At 32.7% G+C, this 21,132-nt stretch carries 13 protein-coding genes, 7 tRNA genes and 2 riboswitches; of the genes, 2 read left to right on the top strand and 18 right to left on the bottom strand.

Features of this window, described 5'->3' with window-relative positions:
* Positions 1 to 3: 3 nt before the first annotated feature.
* A complete protein-coding gene (locus C1I91_RS07295; RefSeq protein ID WP_128212270.1) occupies positions 4 to 582 on the bottom strand; it encodes an ECF transporter S component in 579 nt (192 codons plus the stop codon).
* A gap of 216 nt (positions 583 to 798) precedes the next feature.
* A riboswitch (FMN riboswitch) is annotated at positions 799 to 913 on the bottom strand.
* Positions 914 to 1,057: 144 nt separating this feature from the next.
* The gene (locus C1I91_RS07290) at positions 1,058 to 3,217 is read right to left on the bottom strand and encodes a Tex family protein (RefSeq protein ID WP_128212269.1); all 2,160 of its coding nucleotides are present in this window, start codon (positions 3,215 to 3,217) and stop codon (positions 1,058 to 1,060) included.
* Between the two features lie 213 nt (positions 3,218 to 3,430).
* On the opposite strand from C1I91_RS07290, the gene C1I91_RS07285 reads away from it, so the two are divergent.
* The gene (locus C1I91_RS07285; protein WP_128212268.1) at positions 3,431 to 4,828 is read left to right on the top strand and encodes a M28 family metallopeptidase; all 1,398 of its coding nucleotides are present in this window, start codon (positions 3,431 to 3,433) and stop codon (positions 4,826 to 4,828) included.
* An 85-nt stretch (positions 4,829 to 4,913) separates the two neighbouring features.
* Here the strand turns inward: C1I91_RS07285 and prfB are convergent.
* The 6 genes from prfB to recD2 all read right to left on the bottom strand — a co-directional run bounded on the left by prfB (position 4,914) and on the right by recD2 (position 14,531).
* Positions 4,914 to 6,027, bottom strand: a protein-coding gene (prfB, locus tag C1I91_RS07280; RefSeq protein WP_205694287.1) for a peptide chain release factor 2 whose coding sequence is annotated in 2 segments (ribosomal slippage) — positions 4,914 to 5,948 and positions 5,950 to 6,027 — 1,113 coding nt in all. Because the reading frame shifts where the segments join, the coding sequence is not laid out codon by codon here.
* A 362-nt stretch (positions 6,028 to 6,389) separates the two neighbouring features.
* Positions 6,390 to 8,900 (bottom strand): preprotein translocase subunit SecA, encoded by a 2,511-nt coding sequence (gene secA / locus C1I91_RS07275; protein WP_128212267.1) that lies wholly within the window; start codon positions 8,898 to 8,900, stop codon positions 6,390 to 6,392.
* Between the two features lie 354 nt (positions 8,901 to 9,254).
* A complete protein-coding gene (gene hpf / locus C1I91_RS07270; RefSeq protein WP_128212266.1) occupies positions 9,255 to 9,797 on the bottom strand; it encodes a ribosome hibernation-promoting factor, HPF/YfiA family in 543 nt (180 codons plus the stop codon).
* A gap of 766 nt (positions 9,798 to 10,563) precedes the next feature.
* Positions 10,564 to 11,238 (bottom strand): ComF family protein, encoded by a 675-nt coding sequence (locus C1I91_RS07265; RefSeq protein WP_128212265.1) that lies wholly within the window; start codon positions 11,236 to 11,238, stop codon positions 10,564 to 10,566.
* Positions 11,214 to 12,242: a hypothetical protein gene (locus tag C1I91_RS07260; RefSeq protein WP_128212264.1), complete on the bottom strand. Its 1,029-nt coding sequence runs from the start codon at positions 12,240 to 12,242 to the stop codon at positions 11,214 to 11,216. The genes C1I91_RS07265 and C1I91_RS07260 overlap by 25 nt, the downstream gene beginning before the upstream one ends.
* Positions 12,243 to 12,281: 39 nt before the next feature.
* Positions 12,282 to 14,531 (bottom strand): SF1B family DNA helicase RecD2, encoded by a 2,250-nt coding sequence (recD2, locus tag C1I91_RS07255; protein WP_128212263.1) that lies wholly within the window; start codon positions 14,529 to 14,531, stop codon positions 12,282 to 12,284.
* A 205-nt stretch (positions 14,532 to 14,736) separates the two neighbouring features.
* Between recD2 and nagA the strand changes: the two genes are divergently transcribed.
* Positions 14,737 to 15,879 carry an N-acetylglucosamine-6-phosphate deacetylase gene (gene nagA, locus C1I91_RS07250; protein ID WP_128212262.1) on the top strand — a complete coding sequence of 381 codons (1,143 nt, stop codon included), beginning with the start codon at positions 14,737 to 14,739 and terminating at the stop codon, positions 15,877 to 15,879.
* Between the two features lie 101 nt (positions 15,880 to 15,980).
* Here nagA and ltrA read toward each other — a convergent pair whose 3' ends face one another.
* From ltrA to C1I91_RS07200, 10 genes are all read right to left on the bottom strand, one after another.
* Entirely contained in the window at positions 15,981 to 17,390 is a 1,410-nt protein-coding gene (gene ltrA, locus C1I91_RS07245) for a group II intron reverse transcriptase/maturase (RefSeq protein WP_205694243.1), read from the bottom strand.
* Between the two features lie 459 nt (positions 17,391 to 17,849).
* Positions 17,850 to 19,025 carry a methionine adenosyltransferase gene (metK, locus tag C1I91_RS07240; RefSeq protein ID WP_128212261.1) on the bottom strand — a complete coding sequence of 392 codons (1,176 nt, stop codon included), beginning with the start codon at positions 19,023 to 19,025 and terminating at the stop codon, positions 17,850 to 17,852.
* A gap of 240 nt (positions 19,026 to 19,265) precedes the next feature.
* Positions 19,266 to 19,366: riboswitch (SAM riboswitch) on the bottom strand.
* Between the two features lie 56 nt (positions 19,367 to 19,422).
* Positions 19,423 to 19,507, bottom strand: a tRNA-Tyr gene (locus C1I91_RS07235).
* A gap of 6 nt (positions 19,508 to 19,513) precedes the next feature.
* Positions 19,514 to 19,588: transfer RNA gene (locus C1I91_RS07230), tRNA-Thr, on the bottom strand.
* A gap of 19 nt (positions 19,589 to 19,607) precedes the next feature.
* Positions 19,608 to 19,683, bottom strand: a tRNA-Val gene (locus C1I91_RS07225).
* Between the two features lie 22 nt (positions 19,684 to 19,705).
* Positions 19,706 to 19,790, bottom strand: a tRNA-Tyr gene (locus C1I91_RS07220).
* Between the two features lie 6 nt (positions 19,791 to 19,796).
* Positions 19,797 to 19,871, bottom strand: a tRNA-Thr gene (locus C1I91_RS07215).
* 19 nt (positions 19,872 to 19,890) lie between these two features.
* A tRNA-Val gene (locus C1I91_RS07210) sits at positions 19,891 to 19,966 on the bottom strand.
* 23 nt (positions 19,967 to 19,989) lie between these two features.
* Positions 19,990 to 20,074: transfer RNA gene (locus tag C1I91_RS07205), tRNA-Tyr, on the bottom strand.
* Positions 20,075 to 20,422: 348 nt separating this feature from the next.
* Positions 20,423 to 21,082, bottom strand: a complete 660-nt coding sequence (locus C1I91_RS07200; RefSeq protein ID WP_128212260.1) for a hypothetical protein — start codon at positions 21,080 to 21,082, stop codon at positions 20,423 to 20,425.
* Positions 21,083 to 21,132 lie beyond the last annotated feature (50 nt).

Here is a 21,132-nt window from a genome sequence, read left to right as displayed (position 1 = left end):
ATATTATGCTACCTTTTTATTTTTAACTACAACCTCTTTATTAAGAATTGGTGATAGTCTTTTATATAACACTAAGGTAACAATGGATACTCCACAGCCTTTTATTAGGTTGAATGGAGTTATAATTGTCAAAAGGTATTTCATATTTGCTTTATCTAATATAGGTGCTACATGGTTATATAGCGGCATAAAGACATAGTAGTTTCCTAGTATACCAGCTACTGTCAATGCTAAAGTCCCTAAAACAAGCCCGATAATAGCTCCTTTTGTTGTTTTGTTTACTTTATAAATAAGTCCAGTGACAACCACCCAAACTGTACCTATTGTAAAGTTAGCAAGTTCACCTGCTAGCGCAGTACCACTGCCTTTTATAAGTACATGTAGAATATTTTTTATTAGTTCGATAGCAACTCCAGCTACTGGTCCTAATGCAAATGTGCCCATTAAAGCTGGCAAATCACTAAGGTCCATCTTCAAAAATGGTGCTGCTGGTAATATTGGAAATTCTAAAAACATTAGTAGAAATGCGATAGCTCCAAGAAGAGCGATTTTAATTTGACTGTTCAATTTCAATTGTTGCATAGTAACCCTCCCAAAAGTTATATCCTCTGGGGCTCAAGCTTAAAATTGATCAAAGCAGCTTACTGTCACACACTAATACTTACTCATATACATTTATACTTTTTTAACAAAGAGTATAATTTTGTAAGCAGATGTTAGTGCATATTGTAATTTTTAGAAGAATAAAAAACCCCGATGAAAATAATTCACCAGGGCTAAACAGATCAATTTTAATGCTTTTACCTTCTTTCATCCAGACTTTACTGTCGGCTTCGGAATTTAACCGAATCTTGCCTCTCGGCTCGCGGGCTATACCGCCGGTGGGGAATTACGCCCCGCCCTGAAGATAGTATTAATTTTTATATATACATTATATATCTTTGTTTTAATTTTGACAATATGTTTTATAAAAAATTATACTTAGTTATTTATTTAAAGTAGTATACTTAAAAATCTATTGATATAATACTTAATTTTTATTATACACTTAATAAAATTACTCTTTTTTCATTGATAAAGAAATTCTCTTTCTCTTTTCATCTACTTCTAGTATTCTGACTTCAACAACATCTCCTACCTTAACAATATCAAGAGGATGTTTTACAAACCTATCTGCCATTTGACTTTTATGAACCAATCCATCTTGATGCACACCTATATCTACAAAAGCGCCAAAGTCAGATACATTTCTAACTGTTCCCATAAGCATCATGCCAGGTTTTAGATCCTTTATATCTATTACTCCTGATTTAAATATAGGCTTAGGCAATTCTTCTCTTGGATCTCTGCCAGGTTTCTTTAACTCTTTTATTATATCTTGAAGCGTAGGAACTCCTACAGATAATTCTTTAGAAAGCTCAATCAGATTGAAATCCTTTATTTTCTCGTCTATATCTTTCAAATTACCGTTTTTCAAATCATTCTTGTCATATCCTAATTTAGTCATAAGCTTTCTTGCAACTTCATAAGATTCTGGATGGACTGAAGTATTGTCCAAAGATTCGTCACTCTCCATAACTCTTAGAAAACCAGCACACTGCTCAAAAGCCTTTTGTCCTAACCTCTTTACCTTTAGAAGCTGCTTTCTATTTGTGAATTTTCCATTTTCCTCTCTAAAAGCCACAATATTATTAGCTATAGATGGATTTATACCTGATATATAACTCAGTAATGATGGCGTAGCAATATTTAAGTCTACTCCAACATTATTAACACAGTCCTCAACAATACCTGTAAGAGATTCATCCAATTTCTTTTGAGTAACATCATGTTGATATTGTCCTACTCCAATAGCTTTAGGATCTATCTTCACTAACTCAGCTAAAGGATCTTGAAGTCTTCTACCAATAGAAATTGCTCCCCTTACAGTAACGTCTAAATCAGGATACTCTTTTGCTGCAAGCTCAGAGGCTGAGTATACAGATGCACCTGCTTCTGAAACTATAACATAATATAGTTCCCTTCCAGTTTCATTTTTAACTTCAGCAATAAGTTTTGCAATTACTTCTTCTGACTCTCTAGAAGCTGTTCCATTACCTAGTGAAATAACCTCAACATTATATTTATATATAAGACCCTTTAATACCTTTATAGTCCCCTCAACATCATTTCTAGGAACTGTTGGATATACTGTAGCCTTATCTAAGAATTTACCGGTATCATCTAATACAGCAATCTTACAACCAGTTCTAAACCCTGGATCATATCCCATTATAATCTTATTCTTTATAGGTGCTTGCATTAATAAAGCTTTTAAGTTAGCCTTGAATATTTCTATTGCGCCCTGTTCACCTATATCTGTCAAATCACTTCTTATTTCTCTTTCTATAGATGGGAAAATCAATCGCTTAAAGCTATCCTTTACTGCATTTTCTATATAACTATCTGTCTTCGAATTATTCTTCAATGTCCTTCCAAGCAGATAATTGATTATTTTAGCTTCATCAATTAATATCTTAACTGATAAAATCTTTTCCTTTTCTCCTCTATTAATAGCCAATATTCTATGAGATGGTATCGTTCTTACAGCTTCTCTGTATTCATAGTACATTTCATAAGGTGACGATTCTGTTGTATTTCCCTTAGTTTCAAGTATCCCTTCTTTTTGAACCAGATTTCTTATCCACTTTCTGTAATCCGCATCATCTGAAATAATTTCACTTATTATATCCATAGCGCCTTGCAATGCCTCTTCTTCAGATCCAACGCCCTTTTCCTCACTAATATACTTACTTGATTCATCCATTATGTTGCCTTTGAAATCACCAGCTAATATTATAGTTGCAAGGTCCTTTAAACCCTTCTCTATGGCTATAGTAGCTCTTGTTCTCTTTTTAGGTTTATATGGTCTATATATATCCTCAACTTCAGTTAATGTATTAGAATTCATTATCTGATTTTTAAGCTCTTCATTAAGTTTCCCTTGTTCTTCTATCAACCTTATTACATCATTTTTTCTATCTAAAAGATTTCTCAGATAATTAAGTCTTTCAAAAAATTTTCTAAGAATATCATCTGATAACCCACCAGTTTGCTCCTTTCTATATCTAGATATAAAAGGAACTGTATTACCTTCATCAAGGAGCCTTATTACATTCTCAACCTGCTCGATTCTTATACTAAGCTCCTGTGCTAAAGTTTCATTAATGTTATTCATATTTACCTCCTAATATGTTACCGACAAATACCGTATAGTTTTATTAATAGAACTTCTTTATACTTTTAATATTATACCATCTAAATTTTATAAGTTCTTTATTATTTACTTTTCGGTTCATTCTTCGCCTTAATATATTATTTCAATATTTAAACTGAATATCCTTCTTTTTAAATTCATAGAATTAATTGATACCACTTTAAGGAGGCTTAAATGATACGAACCATCCTATCATTACTTTTGACTATTTCAATATTAATTTCAAATATATCCTTAATTTATTGCAACAAACTGGAGACTTTCAGTGTAAATAATGTATTAAAAATCATTGATTATCTATCTTCTGATCCGTTCGAAGGAAGATTGTCAGGTTCACTTGGAAATAAATTAGCAGAGCAATATATAGAGAATAGATTTATTAGCTATAAGCTTTTACCTCTAAACGGTACTTACTTCGAACAATTTATTACTCCTGTTCCAACAAGAATTGACGGAAGTCCTTCAATAAAAGTCTATGATAAAAAAAATAATCTTATCGAAAGTTATACCTATGGTGTTGACTTTAAGGACACTTTTCTCAATTATAGGACAAACCATCTAAATATAGCTGGAAATGACGATTTCAAAATCTATCCATCAGCGCTAGAGGTAACAAAAGATAACAGTACTTTTACATTTATAGTTACTAACGATAACTTTTCTTTTAGAAGTTCCTTTATATCAACTTCTTCATCAGATATGTATATTTATATCACTTCAAAAGTATATGATGATCTGATAACTTATAATAAGAAAGGCTATTCAATAGATTGTTTCATTCCATACAAAGTACAAGATACAGAATTGCATAATGTGGTTGGTTTTATAAAAGGGGTTAACCCCAAACTACCTCCACTTATCATTTCTTCGCACTTTGATCATTTGGGAGAAGATTTATCTGGAAATATATATAGGGGATCTTTGGATAACGCCTCTGGCACATCATTCATGCTTGAACTATGCCATATACTTTCATCGATGATTCCTCCGGATAGAAATATAATATTTGTTGCCTTTAATGCAGAAGAGCTAGGTTTGCAAGGTTCTAAAGCCTTTGTTAATAAGAATTATAATCTTATAAAAAGTGGCAAATCTATAAACTTCGATATGATTGGTGGAAACAAAAGCATCCCGATTACAATAATGTCTGGTGAAAATCCTAATAGAAATTTTACTACAAAAGAAATAGAGCAATACTGCAAAAATAACAATATATCCTTTACTATCGAGTCAAAAGACTCTTCTGACCATGCTAGCTTTGCAGATTCTGGTATTGATAGCATAACAATTTGTGATTCAGATACCTCTAGAATCCATACTCCTAATGATAATCCACAATTTATAGATCCTTATTCTATAAAAAGGGATTATAAAGTTTCCTGGGACCAAATAATTAATTTTTGTTATAGTAACCCTTATTCATTAATTATATATAATAAGAATTTTTATAAAATAGGCTACTGTATTTCTCTAATTCTATTTATTATTCTTTTGATACCAAATAAAAGTGATAGTAAAAAAGAAATTCCACCCATACATGCCTTTAATCCATACACTCATCCTTATTCATAGTCTTATCTAAAATATAAATTTATAAAGAATAAAAACGCTAATGAATTTTTTCATTAGCGTTTTCAAGTAGAACCCCAGTGTCAATTTAATCTGAATTCTTACTTTCACCTCTTAGTACAGAGGTTATAAACATATCTATATCTCCATCCATAACTCCATTTACGTTAGAAGTTTCTGCACCTGTCCTATGGTCCTTTACCATTGAGTATGGGTGAAAAACATAACTTCTTATTTGACTTCCCCAGCCCATATCTTTCAATTCTCCAGTAAGGTCCTCAATTTTTTCTTTATGAGCTCTTTCTTTAAGCTCTATAAGTTTAGACTTAAGCATATTCATAGCAATTTCTTTATTGGAGTGTTGACTTCTTTCATTTTGGCACTGAACAACTATTCCTGTAGGTATATGAGTTATTCTAACTGCCGACTCAGTTTTATTAACATGCTGTCCACCAGCTCCTCCAGATCTATAGGTATCAATTCTTAAATCCACAGGGTTTATATCAATGTCTTGATCTTTAGTAAGCTCTGGCAGTACTTCTACAGATGCAAAAGAAGTCTGTCTCTTACCATTGGCATTAAAGGGAGATATTCTAACTAATCTATGAATTCCTTTTTCAGTTTTTAGATATCCGTAAGCAAATTCTCCCTTAACCCTTAGAGTTACGCTCTTGACTCCAGCTTCATCTCCAGCTAAGTAGTCTATAGTATCTAATTTATACCCCTTTTTCTCACACCATCTTGTATACATTCTTAAAAGCATTTCAGTCCAATCATTAGCATCAGTACCACCTACACCAGTATGCAATGTAAGTAATGCGTCATTTCTATCATACTCACCAGAAAGCATTATCTCAATTCTTAAAGTTTCTATATCACCTTCAAGTTTCTTTATCTCGTCTATTATTTCATTTGCAGTATCTTTATCATCTTCATCTATTAATTCTGAAAGTACTTCTATATCATCTACTCTATTTACTAAAGAGTCATACCTAACAATCTTATCCTTTAATACTTTAGATTCTTGAGTTATTCTTTGAGCTCTATTAACGTCTTCCCAAAAATCTTTTTCCTGCATTATAAACTCTAGCTCCTTTGACTTTTTTATCAGATTAGGTATGTCAAAGTGAAGCCCCCATTTCCTTAAGTATATTTTTAAATTCATTCAATTTTAAAAGCTGATTTTCCAATTCAAGCATCATATACAAATCACCCCTATTTTTATTAAGCTAAAGTATAGTATATCACTATACAGTTATTTTACAATATAAAACTTGCTAAGGCCACTGACTAATACCAATCTGAACGCAGGCACGGAAAAACCTTGTTCAGTGAGTTTTTGTAAATCTGCCTTTCCTAAACATCTTCAAAGAAATTTTAGCATGCTACATATATTTTACTATTTCCCTAAACAACTTTCTAAACCCTTGATATTCCCATGTTCAGGCAAAAGCATAATTTCCCAGACAGTAAAAAAATCACTGAAGAGATCTTCAGTGATTTTTTATGTATCTGCCTTACTAAATCCACATACTATAAATCTGCAAGTCAAATAAATTTATTTTTATACTACTTCTCTTCCACAGCAGTTTTTATACTTCTTTCCACTACCACAAGGACATAAGTCATTTCTGCCAACTTTAGCTTCTTTCTTAACTGGTTGTTTCTTTACTGAATCATCTACAATGTTTGTAGCTGTTTCTTTAACAACTCTTTCCCTTTCAGGCGTATGTTCCATTTGAACGTGGAATAAAAGTTTTACTGTATCTACTTTTATATTTTCAATCATCTCATCAAACATGTTGCTTCCTTCAAACTGATAAGCTTGAACTGGATCTTGTTGTTTATATGCTCTAAGGCCTATACCTTGTTTTAAATGATCCATATTATCTATATGATCCATCCACTTTGTATCAACAACCCTAAGAAGTATAACTCTTTCAACTTCTCTCATTTGTTCTGCACCGAAATGTTCTTCTTTTTCCCTATAGATATCCTTAGCCAAGTCTATGAACTTTTGTTTTATTTCATCATTAGATAGCTTCTCTAAATCTTTAGCTTCTATCATACCTTGAGGTACAAATAAATCTTCAAGATAGCTTATTAATTGCTTTAACTCATCATCAAAAGTATCTTCAACGCCTGAAATATGTGTTTCTACTGCAGAATTAATAACTTCTTCCATCATTTGCTGAACTTGTTCCTTTAGAGTTTCTCCTTCAAGAACTTGAGCTCTTTGCTTATATATAACTTCTCTTTGCTTATTCATTACATCATCGTAGCCAAGCAAAGTTTTTCTAACATCAAAGTTATTACCTTCTACTTTCTTCTGAGCATTTTCTATAGACTTAGAAACCATCTTACTTTCAATAGCATCATCTTCTGATAATCCAAGCTTTTCAACTACACCTTGCAATCTCTCTGATCCAAATATTCTCATCAGATCATCTTCTAGAGAAATATAGAATCTTGATGAACCTGGATCTCCTTGACGACCTGAACGTCCTCTAAGCTGATTATCTATTCTTCTTGATTCATGTCTTTCAGTACCTATTATCTTAAGTCCGCCAAGTTCAACTACTCCATCCCCAAGTTTAATATCAGTACCTCTACCAGCCATATTTGTTGCTATTGTTACCATTCCCTTTTCACCAGCATGAGTTACTATCTCAGCTTCTTGCTCATGATACTTAGCATTAAGTACTTGATGCTTTACACCTTTCTTCTTAAGAATAGCTGAAAGCGCTTCTGACTTTTCTATACTTGTGGTACCAACTAGTACTGGCTGACCGTTTTTATTTGTTTCTAATATCTCCTCAGCAATTGCATTGAATTTACCCTTTTCTGACCTATATACAACATCTGGGTTATCTGCTCTCATTATTGGTCTATGTGTAGGAATTACTATAACATCTAGACCATATATTTCTCTGAATTCATTTTCTTCAGTTAAAGCAGTACCAGTCATACCAGAAAGCTTCTTATACATTCTAAAGTAATTTTGGAATGTTATAGTTGCTAAAGTCTTTGACTCTCTTTCAACCTTAACTCCCTCTTTAGCTTCTATGGCTTGATGTAAACCATCTGAATATCTTCTTCCCTCCATAAGTCTACCAGTAAATTCATCAACTATTATTACTTCTCCATCCTTTACCATGTAGTCCTTATCTATTTTCATCAGATAGTTAGCCTTTAATGCCTGTGTAATATGATGTTGTAATTCCATATTCTCCGCATCTGCATAGTTTTCTATTCCAAAAGCAAGTTCTGCTTCCTTTACACCCTCTTCAGTAAGCATTACAGAATGGGCTTTTTCATCTACTGTAAAGTGCTTTTCTTTAAATAATCTCTTTACAAAGAAATCAGCTATCTTATAAAAATCAGTTGATTTTTCTCCAGCTCCTGAAATAATAAGAGGGGTTCTAGCCTCATCTATCAAGATAGAGTCTACTTCGTCCACAATAGCAAAGTTTAATTCTCTTTGAACCTTTTCTTCTTTATATATAACCATGTTATCTCTTAGATAATCAAATCCAAACTCATTATTAGTTCCATAAGTTATGTCTGCAGCGTATGCAGCTCTTCTTTGCTCATTATCAAGGTCATGTAAGATTACTCCAGTAGTAAGTCCTAGAAACTGATATATCTCACCCATCCACTCCATATCTCTTCTTGCAAGATAATCGTTGACAGTAACTATATGAACACCTTTTCCAGAGATAGCATTTAAATAAGCCGGTAATGTAGCACATAGTGTTTTTCCTTCACCAGTTTTCATTTCAGAAATTCTTCCTTGATGAAGAACTATACCACCTATAAGCTGTTCTCTATAATGCTTTTCAGCATGTAGTCTATAAGAAGCCTCTCTAACTACAGCAAAAGCTTCTGGTAGTAAGCTATCTAAACTTTCACCATTTTTATATCTGTTTTTAAATTCTTCCGTTTTCTCTCTTAATTGATCATCAGTTAATGACTGCATTTTACTATCAAAAGTCTCTATTTTATCAACGATAGGAATAATTCTCTTTACTTCCCTTTCGCTATAAGATCCAAAAACCTTGTTAAGTATCCCCATGTTATTATCCTCACACTTCTGTATATTTTCATAACTCTCTAAATTATATCACTTATTTACATAACTTTTCAATAATTGATACTCGTATTTATAGTTAAATTAAACCATATTCTACGTAATATTGTAAACATTTTAAGAACAATATGTAATCTACTCTAATAATACCAGTTAGTTTTAGTTTATTATATATCTATTATGCTGAAATTTAAATATTTTCAAAATATTTTCTAAAGAATAAACGTTCCAGATAAACTTATCATACTTTTAATCCGCTGTTTCTCTTAGGTAGAAAAGCTATAAAATCTACTACATATTTAATGGGCTAACCTCGTTAGGTTAGCCCATATTATAATCTTAATCTTCGTATTCAGGTTCTATTAATCCATAATCTCCATCTTTTCTCTTATAAACTACATTTACCTGATTAGTATCTGCATCTTGGAAAACGAAAAAGTTATGACCTATAAGTTCCATTTGTAAAACCGCTTCTTCTGCATTCATAGGTTTGATGCCAAATCTCTTTGTTTTAACTATCTGAGCTTCTTTTTCATCACCCTCTACATTGGGTACATTTTCAAAATTTATATATCTTACTGACTCTGCGTTATTATATCTTCTAGAAAGCTTTGTTTTCTGCTTTCTTATTTGTCTTTCTATCTTTTCTTGTACTAAATCTATTGATTTGTACATGTCATCTGTAGCCTCTTCACCTCTTAATATAGCACCATTAAAAGGTATTGTAACCTCTATAATCTGCCTATTTCTTTGTACACTTAATGTTGCTTTGGCTTCCACATTCGGAGTGAAATATTTCTCCAATTTAGAAATTTTCCTCTCAACCGCTTCCTTTAAAGGATTTGTTAATACTATGTTTTTTGCTAATACTGTAACTTTCATATGGTCAGCCCCTCTCCTAATTAAAAGGTTATGTTATTATATTTTCATTTTTTTAAATCATATATTAAGATTATATTAAAATTTATTCAATCTTTATATATAAATTAAATTTTGTAAACCTTTTTTGTTTTTGTTATAGTTGAATTTCTTTTGTTAATTTAATTTTACACAGTAACCTCAATAATGACAACTATAGTTTTTTGAATTTACAGAAAATTTAATAAACTTAAAGCTATTTATCTATGTTATTCTTCAATTTTCGTAGGCTTGTACATTTTTTTATTTATATTAAAACACTTCTAAGTATAAGTTTCGCTATTAAAAAAGTTAACTGAAGCTACTTTCTTAATTGGACTTTTTTACGCATCTTCCTTTGCCAATGTATACGAAGAAAATCTAGCAGGCTAATATACCCTGTTTTTACCACCTACCCTAAAAAGCTATTTTCCCCCCTTAATATCAATAGGTTTAGATAATAGAAACTTTATACTTTTCTAGAAAGTAAAAAAGCAGTCTTTAAAAGACTGCTTATCAGCACAGTTGTGCAATTTTAAAAGCTAGTTGACCTGGTCTTTGACCCCACACTCGCCTGCTGGAGCTTTTGCTACCCGGAATTAACCTCTCACTACTAACACTCTCAGTTTTACTGGCAGGACTTACCTCTAAGCCGCACCATGCTCATCAAAAACTTTTGTTTGACTTACGTGGATCGTTTCGCCTGCGACTGGCATCGACTTTCAACCACAAACCTAGCCTCTATAAACTATTATATATTACTTTTTGCAACAGTCAAGAGGATTACACTGTTAGCCCCACACTTTATTAGGACATCCCTACAACTCATGACTGTTGCTCCAGTTGTAAGAACATCGTCTATAAGTATTACATTTTTACCAAGTACTTCGCTAGGTTCTATAACCTGGAACACTCCATCCATGTTTGCAAGTCTTTCATCTACAGCTAACCTTTTTTGCTCTTTTACCTCTTTCACTCTTTTTAGAGTACCTACGAGTCTAATACCGCTCAAACTAGCTAATTCCTTACCTAAAACTCTGCACTGGTTATATCCCCTCTTTTTTATAGAAACTTTAGAAGTTGGCACATATGTTATGATATCTCCACAAATATTCTCACGTTTTATTTTATCAAAAAGTATCTTAGATAGAAATTCGGCACTTTCAAAATTAGATGAATACTTTAGCTTTATTATGATTTCCTTAATTGTTCCAGAATAATATGCAGCACTAAAACACCTTATTTTTTTATCTTTATCTAGATAATATTCACCATTTATATAAGATATATTGTTTAGACAATTTTTACATACGTGTTCCTCTTCTATAGTTTCCCCACAACTTATGCAGCTATCAAAGTGTGGATAGACAACTTCAAGAATACACTGTAGTATATACTTAATTATTCCAATAAACCTTTTTCCCACGCAGTTTTATTAAACTCCCTTGCTAAGTCTTTTGCATATTCCATATTATTTGAAATCTCGTTTGATAGTAAGATGACTTCTCCCTGAATCCCTCTTACCTTACCAACCTTTCCACATAGATATACAATCTTTTTATAATCATAAAACTTATCCTCAGCAAAATATATTACTATATCTATATTATCCAACTCTTCAAAGTACTTACCTATTAGGTTGGTTACAATCATCACCGGCTTATCTTTTATCTCATGTATCTTTTCTATTAATCTCAATTCATTACTATTTGTTATTTTTACAAGCTTCATTCTAGAGGAAACATTCAATATGCTGTTATAGTATTCATATACTATTTCAGTTTTTTCTTTACATGGAGTATGAATAATTACTTTTCTATTATTTTCCCTAAACCACTTCAAGTAATCATAGAATAAATATGGAATATCTTTATTTAAATCTATCCTTGTAGTAATAATCCTAGGCTCAACAAAAGGCGTCATCCTAAAACAGTTACCCAGATGTATGCATGGAGAATTAATAAAAACCAGCTCGGTACTGTAAACTATGACTTTGTTTGCTCTTTTATATAAGAAATCTACGCAATTTTGTATTTCAAGCCTGCTTTGTTTAGAAAAAGTAGTTATATCATCATAGATTATTAAATCATAACTTTCATCTATAAATATTATATTTTCGTAACTTACGAAATGTAGATAGGTATCGCTATGGTCGCCACCACTCCTAATAATTGAGTAACTTTTAAAACCAAAGGATAACTTTAGGTATTTAAGCATATCCTCATTAGCATTACCATCCTGAGTTACATAAAGCACCTTTTTTCCTTTAGATAGAATATTTATAACTATTTCTCTAAATATCCTAGACGTATTGTATGGAACTGTGATTATATTTAATAACTTGCATTCGTCTTTTTCATACCAATTATTTATTTTGTTAATTGTATGATTTAATTCAATATATCTTTTATCCATCTCAATATTAACCATATTAACTCCTCACTTATTTAGATATATAAGCGTACCATTTTATTTTCCCTCATCTGGCACATCATTAAATGCATCATTAGATATAATATCTAAAATTCTCCACTTTAGTGAAGAATATCTTTCATTACTTCTTGTATTATCTACCATATACTTAAGGGCTTTTATTTCACCCACTACAACAACTAATTCTTTTGCCCTTGTTATTCCAGTGTATAGTAAATTTCTATTCATAAGAAATGGTGATCCCATATAGGAAGGCATTATAACTACAGGAAATTCACTTCCTTGACTTTTATGTATTGTTATGGCGTAAGCCAAGTCTAATTCATCAAGGAATATATAATCATATTCTACTTTTCTTTCATCTTCAAATATAACTGTTAAAGTTCTATTTTCTTCATCTATAGAGTCAATAACACCCATATCTCCATTAAATACTCCTATACCTTCATTTTCTCCAAATCCATTTATTCTAGTCCATTTTAATGAATAATTATTTTTGGTTTGCATAACCTTGTCGCCTACTCTAAAGATCATATCTTTCATTTGTTTTTCTTTCTTATCCTTACTCTTTGGATTCAAAATTTCTTGAAGTCTATTATTTAAATTTGTAACTCCCAAAATTCCTTTTTTCATAGGCGACAGAATTTGTATCTGTTTTAATTTATCCCATTTCTTATTATACTTTGGTAATCTAGTGTTTATTAAATCAATAACAGTTAAAAGTATGGTATCCATATCAACCTCTTTAATAAAAAAGAAGTCTTTATCCTTGCCATTAAGTATCGGCATATCCCCCTGATTTATTCTATGAGCATTAGTTACAATCATACTTTCATTGCCCTGTCTAAATATTTCCTTCAGTCTTACAACCATTGTAAATTTACTTTCAATCAAGTCTGATAACACATTTCCTGGCCCTACTGATGGCAGCTGATCCACATCTCCAACCATAATAAGCCTTGTTCCAACTTTTATAGCCTTTAAAAGTGTATTCATAAGAGTTATATCTATCATAGAAGCTTCATCTACTATTACTACATCAGCCTCTAATGGTGAACCTTCCTCCCTATCCAATGCAGATGTATCTTCATCATCTCTTACACCCATTTCTAACAGCCTATGGATAGTCTTCGCTTCATGTCCGGTAGATTCCGTCATACGCTTAGCCGCTCTCCCTGTAGGGGCTCCAAGCATAACTCTAAGTCCTGCCTTTTCATATATATCTATTATACACTTTATAATAGTAGTTTTACCAGTTCCAGGCCCGCCAGTAATTATTTCTATTCCGTTGGTAAAGGCTCCTATTATAGCATCCTTTTGTGATTTTGCGAAGTTTATTCTATTTTTCTCTTCAAAACTCTCTATTTCGAACTCCAAATCTAAATTAATGTTTTGAAAATTACTTATAGCTAGAGTAAGTATCCTATTTGTGATGCCTAATTCACAATAATAATAGTATAGGTTAAATACAGCTTCTATGTCGTTTATCTTCTCAATTTTTACTTTTCCATCTAGGGATGCATCATATATATTCTTTTCTATTATATTTTTATCTACGGTAAGTACTTCTGAAGCCTCTTTTGTTAACAATTCCTTTGGCATAAAAGTATTTCCGTTAGCACAAAAATCATTTATTACATATTTCAATCCACTTTGTATCCTAAAGGGTGAATCCGTTTCAATCCCTAAAGATCTAGCAATTTTATCTGAGGTTTTAAATCCAATCCCAGTTATCTCTTCACATAGCACATAAGGATTATCTTTTACAATATTTATAGAGTTCCCTCCGAATCTCTTATAAATCTTTAAGCATTGATTAGTAGTAACTCCATGTTCCTGGAAAAACATCATAATATTCTTCAGTTCCCTCTGTGATACATAAGACTCAATTATTAGATCAAGTTTCTTTTTACCGATTCCCTCTATTTCACCTAATCTTTCTATATTACTATCCATTATTTCAAGGGTCTTTTCACCAAATCTTTTTATTATCTTTTTCGCAGTTATAGGTCCAATTCCGTAAATTAAACCAGATGCTAAATATTTTTCTATAGCTTCTACCGTGTTAGGTAATATTTCTTCACATTCTTCAATCTTAAACTGTCTACCAAACTGCTTATGTAATATCCAGTCTCCCTTTAGTTCTAGATTTTGCCCCTCTCCAATGTATGGTACTATTCCTACTGCAGTTATAAGAGCTTTATCAGCTTTTATCTTTGTTACAACATATCCATTCTCATCGTTTTTATAAACTATTGCATCAACTATTCCTCTTATAACTTCCATGCTATCTCTCCTAGTTTTGGTATATTCTATTATAGATTATATCACAACATCTAATTTTTAAATAATTACAGAATAATTTCAACACAAACTAAATATTAAAGGTTATTCCTATAATCTAGATTTAGTATTATTATAGAAATATAAAACTTTATGTTTTATATAAATATATTTTGCAATAAGAAATTTAATATAACGAGGTGACTTTATGCTACTTATTAAGAATATTAAAATTGTTTTCTTAGATAATACAAGTGAAGGTTCTATACTTATTGAAAATAACCGTATTAAAGCTATAAATCCTTCATATGAGGTTGATTGTGATGTAATTGACGGAAAAGGACTATATTTATCTCCCGGCTTTATAGATGTTCATATACATGGTGCTGGAGGATACGATACCATGGATGGAACTTATACAGCATTAAATGAAATAGCTAAAACTATAGTTAAACACGGTACTACGTCATTTTTACCTACAACAATGACTGTATCAGCTGATGATATAAATAAATCTGTTGAAGCTATAGCTTATGCCGTTGAAGAAGGTACTGATGGCGCAAATATATTAGGGGTTCATCTAGAAGGGCCTTTTATTAGCCCTGACATGATAGGCGCTCAAAATCCTAGCTTTATTCTAAAGCCTACCATAGAAAACTTCAAAAAAATTGTTGGAGATAATATCAGAATAATTAAAGCAATAACAATCGCTCCAGAAGTGGATGGTGCAAAAGAGTTAATTAAGTTTTTACATCAAAATGAGATTGTAGTGTCAATTGGACACAGCAAAGCCACATATGAAGAAGCTATAGATGCTATTAATACCGGTGTATCTCACTCAACACATCTATTTAATGCTATGACACCACTTCATCACAGAGAGCCTGGAGTTGTTGGTGCAATTTTTGATACATCTATAACCACAGAAACTATATCTGATGGAATACACATAGCCTATCCCTCTCTAAGATCTGCATACAAAATTAAAGGCTTAGACAAGGTATTATTAGTTTCTGACGCTATGATGGCATGCTGTATGCCTGATGGTGATTACTCCCTAGGAGGCCAGAAAGTGATAATGAAAGAAGGTGCTGCAAGACTTACAAATGGATCCTTAGCTGGTTCTGTATTAACCCTAGATAAAGCAGTACGAAATGTTAAGCGTAATACAAACTATGCTTTACATGAAATAATAAAGATGGCTACATATAATGCAGCAAAACATTGCAAGGTTGAAAATAAGAAAGGACTTATTAAAGAAGGCTACGATGCAGATTTAATATTGTTCGACGGTAACATTAATGTAAAACTAGCATTAGTAAATGGTAAAATTGTTTATAAGGATATTTAGATTGGAATTATATGAAGTGCAATCGAGTAGGAGCTGAATAATTATTTTATTCAGCGTCCTCTCACACCACCGTGCGTACCGGTCTGGTACACGGCGGTTCTTTAAGTTGAATGAATTTTAATATATTGACGCGTTAGGCTTTTTAAGCCTAAGTCCGAGAAGAATTTATTTGTAAGAGTTGTGTTTAAAATTGCACTATTTGCTACTCGCCAGTATCCTTTGCGGGTATTGGCAAACTTTATAGCTTGGTAGTGTTCAAGTCCCAGCTTCTTAAGGTTTTTATATCTAGTTCTAACTTTCTTCCACTGTTTCCATATACACATTCTTAATCTTTTCCTTATCCAAATATCTAAGTGCTCCACTATTCCTTTGCATTTGGCTATTCCATAATAGTTAATCCACCCAACATTAATTAGGTTAAGTTTTCCTACCCTTTGTTCCAAAGTCATCGGTTTTGACCTAGATAGTATCTCTTTAATTTTATCTTTATATCGATTTAATGATTGCTTTGATATAGATGCATATGCTTTTCCATACATTAGGTTCAGTGTGAATCCTAGGAATTTTCTTCTCCAAGGTCTGTCTACTGCACTTTTCTCTCTGTTTACTTTAAGTTTGAGTTTACGTTCAATAAATGCAGTTATGTTCTCCATAACTCTTTTACCTGCTCTCTCACTCTTAACATAGATATTACAGTCGTCCGCATAGCGACAGAATTTATGACCTCTCATTTCTAACTCTTTATCTAGTTCATCTAGCATTATGTTAGATAAGAGTGGACTCAACGGTCCTCCTTGAGGAGTTCCTTCTTCATTTCTGACCACTACACCATTTATCATTATTCCTGACTGAAGGTATTTCCTTATTAGTGATAATACTCTCTTATCCTTAATGCTTCTTGATAATTTATACATTAATATATCATGGTTGACCTTATCAAAGAATTTCTCTAAGTCCATATCAACAACCCACCTATAGCCTTCATTGATATACTGCTCTGCTTTCTTAATTGCATCTTTAGCTCCTCTTTGAGGGCGGAAACCAAAGCTACTTTCAGAAAATCTTCTATCATAAATACTATTTAATTCTTGAGCAATAGCTTGTTGGATAAGTCTATCCAAAACTGTAGGTATACCTAAGAGTCTAGTTCCACCATTAGGTTTTGGTATTTCTACTCTTCTAACTGGCATTGGTCTATACTCACCATTAAGAATATTCTCTCTAATAGATATCCAGTTTGTTTTCAGAAATTGTTTAAGTTCATAAACTGGCATTCCGTCCACGCCGTGGCTACCTTTATTAGATATTACTCTTTTAAGAGCCAAGTTCATATTATCCTTGGATAATATCCTTTCTAGTGAGCCATATTCAAATCCACTGATTTTCTCCTTTGGAGTTGCCGAGAATTCTCTATGCACTCTTTGCTTATCTTCGAGTTCCACTCTATCTTGGGCACTAGAGCCTAAATATTTAGTTTTCTGCAATCTTTGAGTATTCTTCGAAACTTTCAAACTTGAAAACCTCCTTAAAGTTCAGTCCTTCATCCGCTATCGCGATTAGCGGAGTTACTATGACTTCTGCTGACTTCTGATAGTTCAGTTACATATCGCTATGTAGGTTATCGCCCTAGAAATTCATCTTTGTAAGCGATGTATCTATCAGACCTCCCCAGGTAAGAACAACAACCTTCATCTCATATATCTGCTACATTTACTCCTAGAAATTCGGATAGTGTTGGACTTCGTTTTGTTTTGCAAACTCGTCCGTTCCTAGTAAGCCTTATATGTAGTTCGTATCCCTCAGACCGAGACTTTGCCTTAGGCTTCCTTCAGATTCCACCTCACGATGGACACCCTTGCCCTTAGCTAGTGGTTCCCACTACCAAGCCCACAGCGGACTTTCACCGCCAAGTTGTGTTGCCCATGCTGGGCACACAAAAATAAAAGATGCTGCTCAAGGCAGCATCTTTTCTATATATATTTCTTTATTTCTTCAACTTTATCTAATTGTTCCCATGGAAGATTAACATCTGTTCTTCCAAAATGTCCGTAAGCAGCAGTTTGCTTAAATATAGGTCTTCTAAGATCTAAATCTCTTATTATCGCACCTGGTCTTAAGTCAAAAACTTTACCTACTATTTCAACTATCTTATCATCTGTAATTTTTCCTGTTCCAAATGTATCTACTTCAATAGAAACTGGCTTTGCAACTCCAATTGCATATGCTAGTTCTATCTCTAACTTATCAGCTACACCAGCAGCAACAAGATTTTTCGCTACCCATCTAGCTGCATAAGCTGCAGATCTATCAACTTTAGTTGGATCTTTTCCTGAGAAAGCTCCGCCTCCATGTCTTCCATATCCACCGTAGGTATCAACTATTATCTTTCTTCCAGTTAAACCACTATCACCTTGTGGTCCACCTATTACAAATCTACCAGTGGGATTTATATAATACTTTGTATTTTCATCTAATAATTCCGCTGGAACTACTGCATTTATAACTTGTTCCTTTATATCTTTTTCAATTTGCTCTTGAGATACTTCTGGTCCATGTTGTGTAGAAACAACTATTGCATCTATTCTAACAGGTTTATTATCTTCATACTCAACTGTTACTTGTGTCTTTCCATCTGGTCTTAGATAAGCTAAAGTACCATTCTTTCTTACTTCGCTTAATCTTCTTGATAGTCTATGCGCAGTAGCTATAGGCATAGGCATAAACTCAGCAGTTTCATTTGTAGCAAAACCAAACATCATGCCTTGGTCCCCTGCACCTACCGCTTCAATTTTATCCATCTCACCTTTTTTTGATTCTAGCGCTTCATCTACACCCATAGCTATGTCAGCTGATTGTTCATCTATTGAAGTAAGCACAGCACATGTATCACAATCAAATCCATATTTAGCTCTGTCATAACCTATTTCTCTTACAGTTTGTCTTACTATCTTAGGTATATCTACGTAGCAGTTAGTTGATATTTCTCCCATTACTACTACCATTCCTGTAGTTACGGCTGTCTCACAAGCAACTCTAGCATTAGGATCCTTTTCTAATATAGCATCTAATATTCCGTCGGAAACTTGATCACAGATTTTATCTGGATGTCCTTCTGTAACTGATTCTGAGGTAAATAATCTTTTCATACACATCTTAACTGTCTTTTATATAAACAGTTAATGCCTCCCTTCATTATACTTTTATTTTTTTGTGTATCTGCCTTTTCTGAATGTAAGTAAAGAATTTCTAGCAGGCGACGCACTTTTTTATTCTTTTCTCCTACACTTGTATTAAACTTTACAAGTATATTCATCCACAACTTCATCTACGATATAAACTTCTAAAGAATAAAAAAATCTCTTCAAAGAAGAGATTACATTTCATCTCTCTTATCTCGCAGATTTACTGCAGGAATTGGCACCATAATGCATTAGCACCGGTTGCCGGGTTTCATAGGGCCCTTTCCCTCCACCTCTCTTGATAAGAGTTAAATATTAAATTTATTTTATTCATACAAAAAAGACACCACTAAAAGTGTCTTATTGGTGGAGGAGAGTGGATTCGAACCACTGAAGCAACTTGCAACAGATTTACAGTCTGCCCCCTTTGGCCACTCGGGAACTCCTCCTCAAACTGGAGCTGGCAATAGGAATCGAACCTACAACCTGCTGATTACAAGTCAGCTGCTCTACCGTTGAGCCATGCCAGCATATTATTTTTTAAATTAATGGTGGGCACAACAGGGATCGAACCTGTGACCCTCTGCTTGTAAGGCAGATGCTCTCCCAGCTGAGCTATGCGCCCTTAATTTTTGTATTTATTAAATTGGTGGAGGAGAGTGGATTCGAACCACTGAAGCAACTTGCAACAGATTTACAGTCTGCCCCCTTTGGCCACTCGGGAACTCCTCCTCAAACTGGAGCTGGCAATAGGAATCGAACCTACAACCTGCTGATTACAAGTCAGCTGCTCTACCGTTGAGCCATGCCAGCATATTATTTTTTAAATTAATGGTGGGCACAACAGGGATCGAACCTGTGACCCTCTGCTTGTAAGGCAGATGCTCTCCCAGCTGAGCTATGCGCCCTTAATTTTTGTATTTATTAAAATTGGTGGAGGAGAGTGGATTCGAACCACTGAAGCAACTTGCAACAGATTTACAGTCTGCCCCCTTTGGCCACTCGGGAACTCCTCCATGTAACTGAATATATGTATATTTCATATTCAATGTTTTTTTAATTTTTCGTCGGTGCCAATCGACAAGGATTAGTATATAATGTTATGTTCTTAATTTCAACTACAGTTTTCTCTCATTTTGAGTGATTACTGTAATTTATGCAGCAATTCCTCTTACTTTCTTTTTATTAATACAAAATGCTACCCTTTACATTATTTTTAGCAATTTAAGATATAAGTTATTAAAATAAATCCCATTGTTTTTATATCTTGCACGCTTTGACTGATTCACATTACTATTAAAGTTACATAAATGATCACTTTTAATCAATTCTTAATTATAGATATATATACCATTATAAAAATGTTACTTGCATAAATTACCATCTATATATTCAACATTTATATATGGGTCCAATATACTTTTTACCTTGTCATAATCTTGTGAAGATAGTCTATTTTTCAATATTTTGAATATATCTTCAGCTGCTTCTAGTTCATTGCTACTTTTTAAATCATCTTCTATATTACTATAATCCGCACTTGATAACTTTCTTGAAATATACAGTAGTTTAGCTTTATCAGCTACACTTATCTTACTGATTATAGTGCTCTTATCCACTTTAAAAATAGACATTGTTTGAACGGTTTCATCCTCTGCAGATTCTTCTTCAGAAACTTGATTATCAGAATAAATATAATCTTTACCTTCGTCATTAGCGTCCTCTTTTAAAGTAATATCTTCACTACTATTATGCTTTATTTGACTGCTATTTAAGTTCTCCTTATAATTACTATTTGAATTATTATTTATCAATTTTGTACTTGATTTATTTATGGTGTTATTTTCTATTTTACCTTTATCTAGAGCATTCTTACCATCCTGGTTATTAACCTGAAACTGCTGCTGATCTATCTTCAAATCTCCATAATCATAAGAATTATCCTTATATGTTAGTAAAATACTAACAGAAATAGCAGTCATCACAATTATTATTGAACTATAAATTTTCTCTCTCTTATTCATATGGCAACCCCTTTCAATATTATAAATATTGACATTAAAGTAATATTTTA

Source organism: Clostridium manihotivorum (assembly GCF_004015185.1).
GTDB classification, from domain to species: Bacteria; Bacillota; Clostridia; order Clostridiales; family Clostridiaceae; genus Clostridium_AR; species Clostridium_AR manihotivorum.
This window is presented reverse-complemented; position numbering and strand designations above follow the sequence as displayed.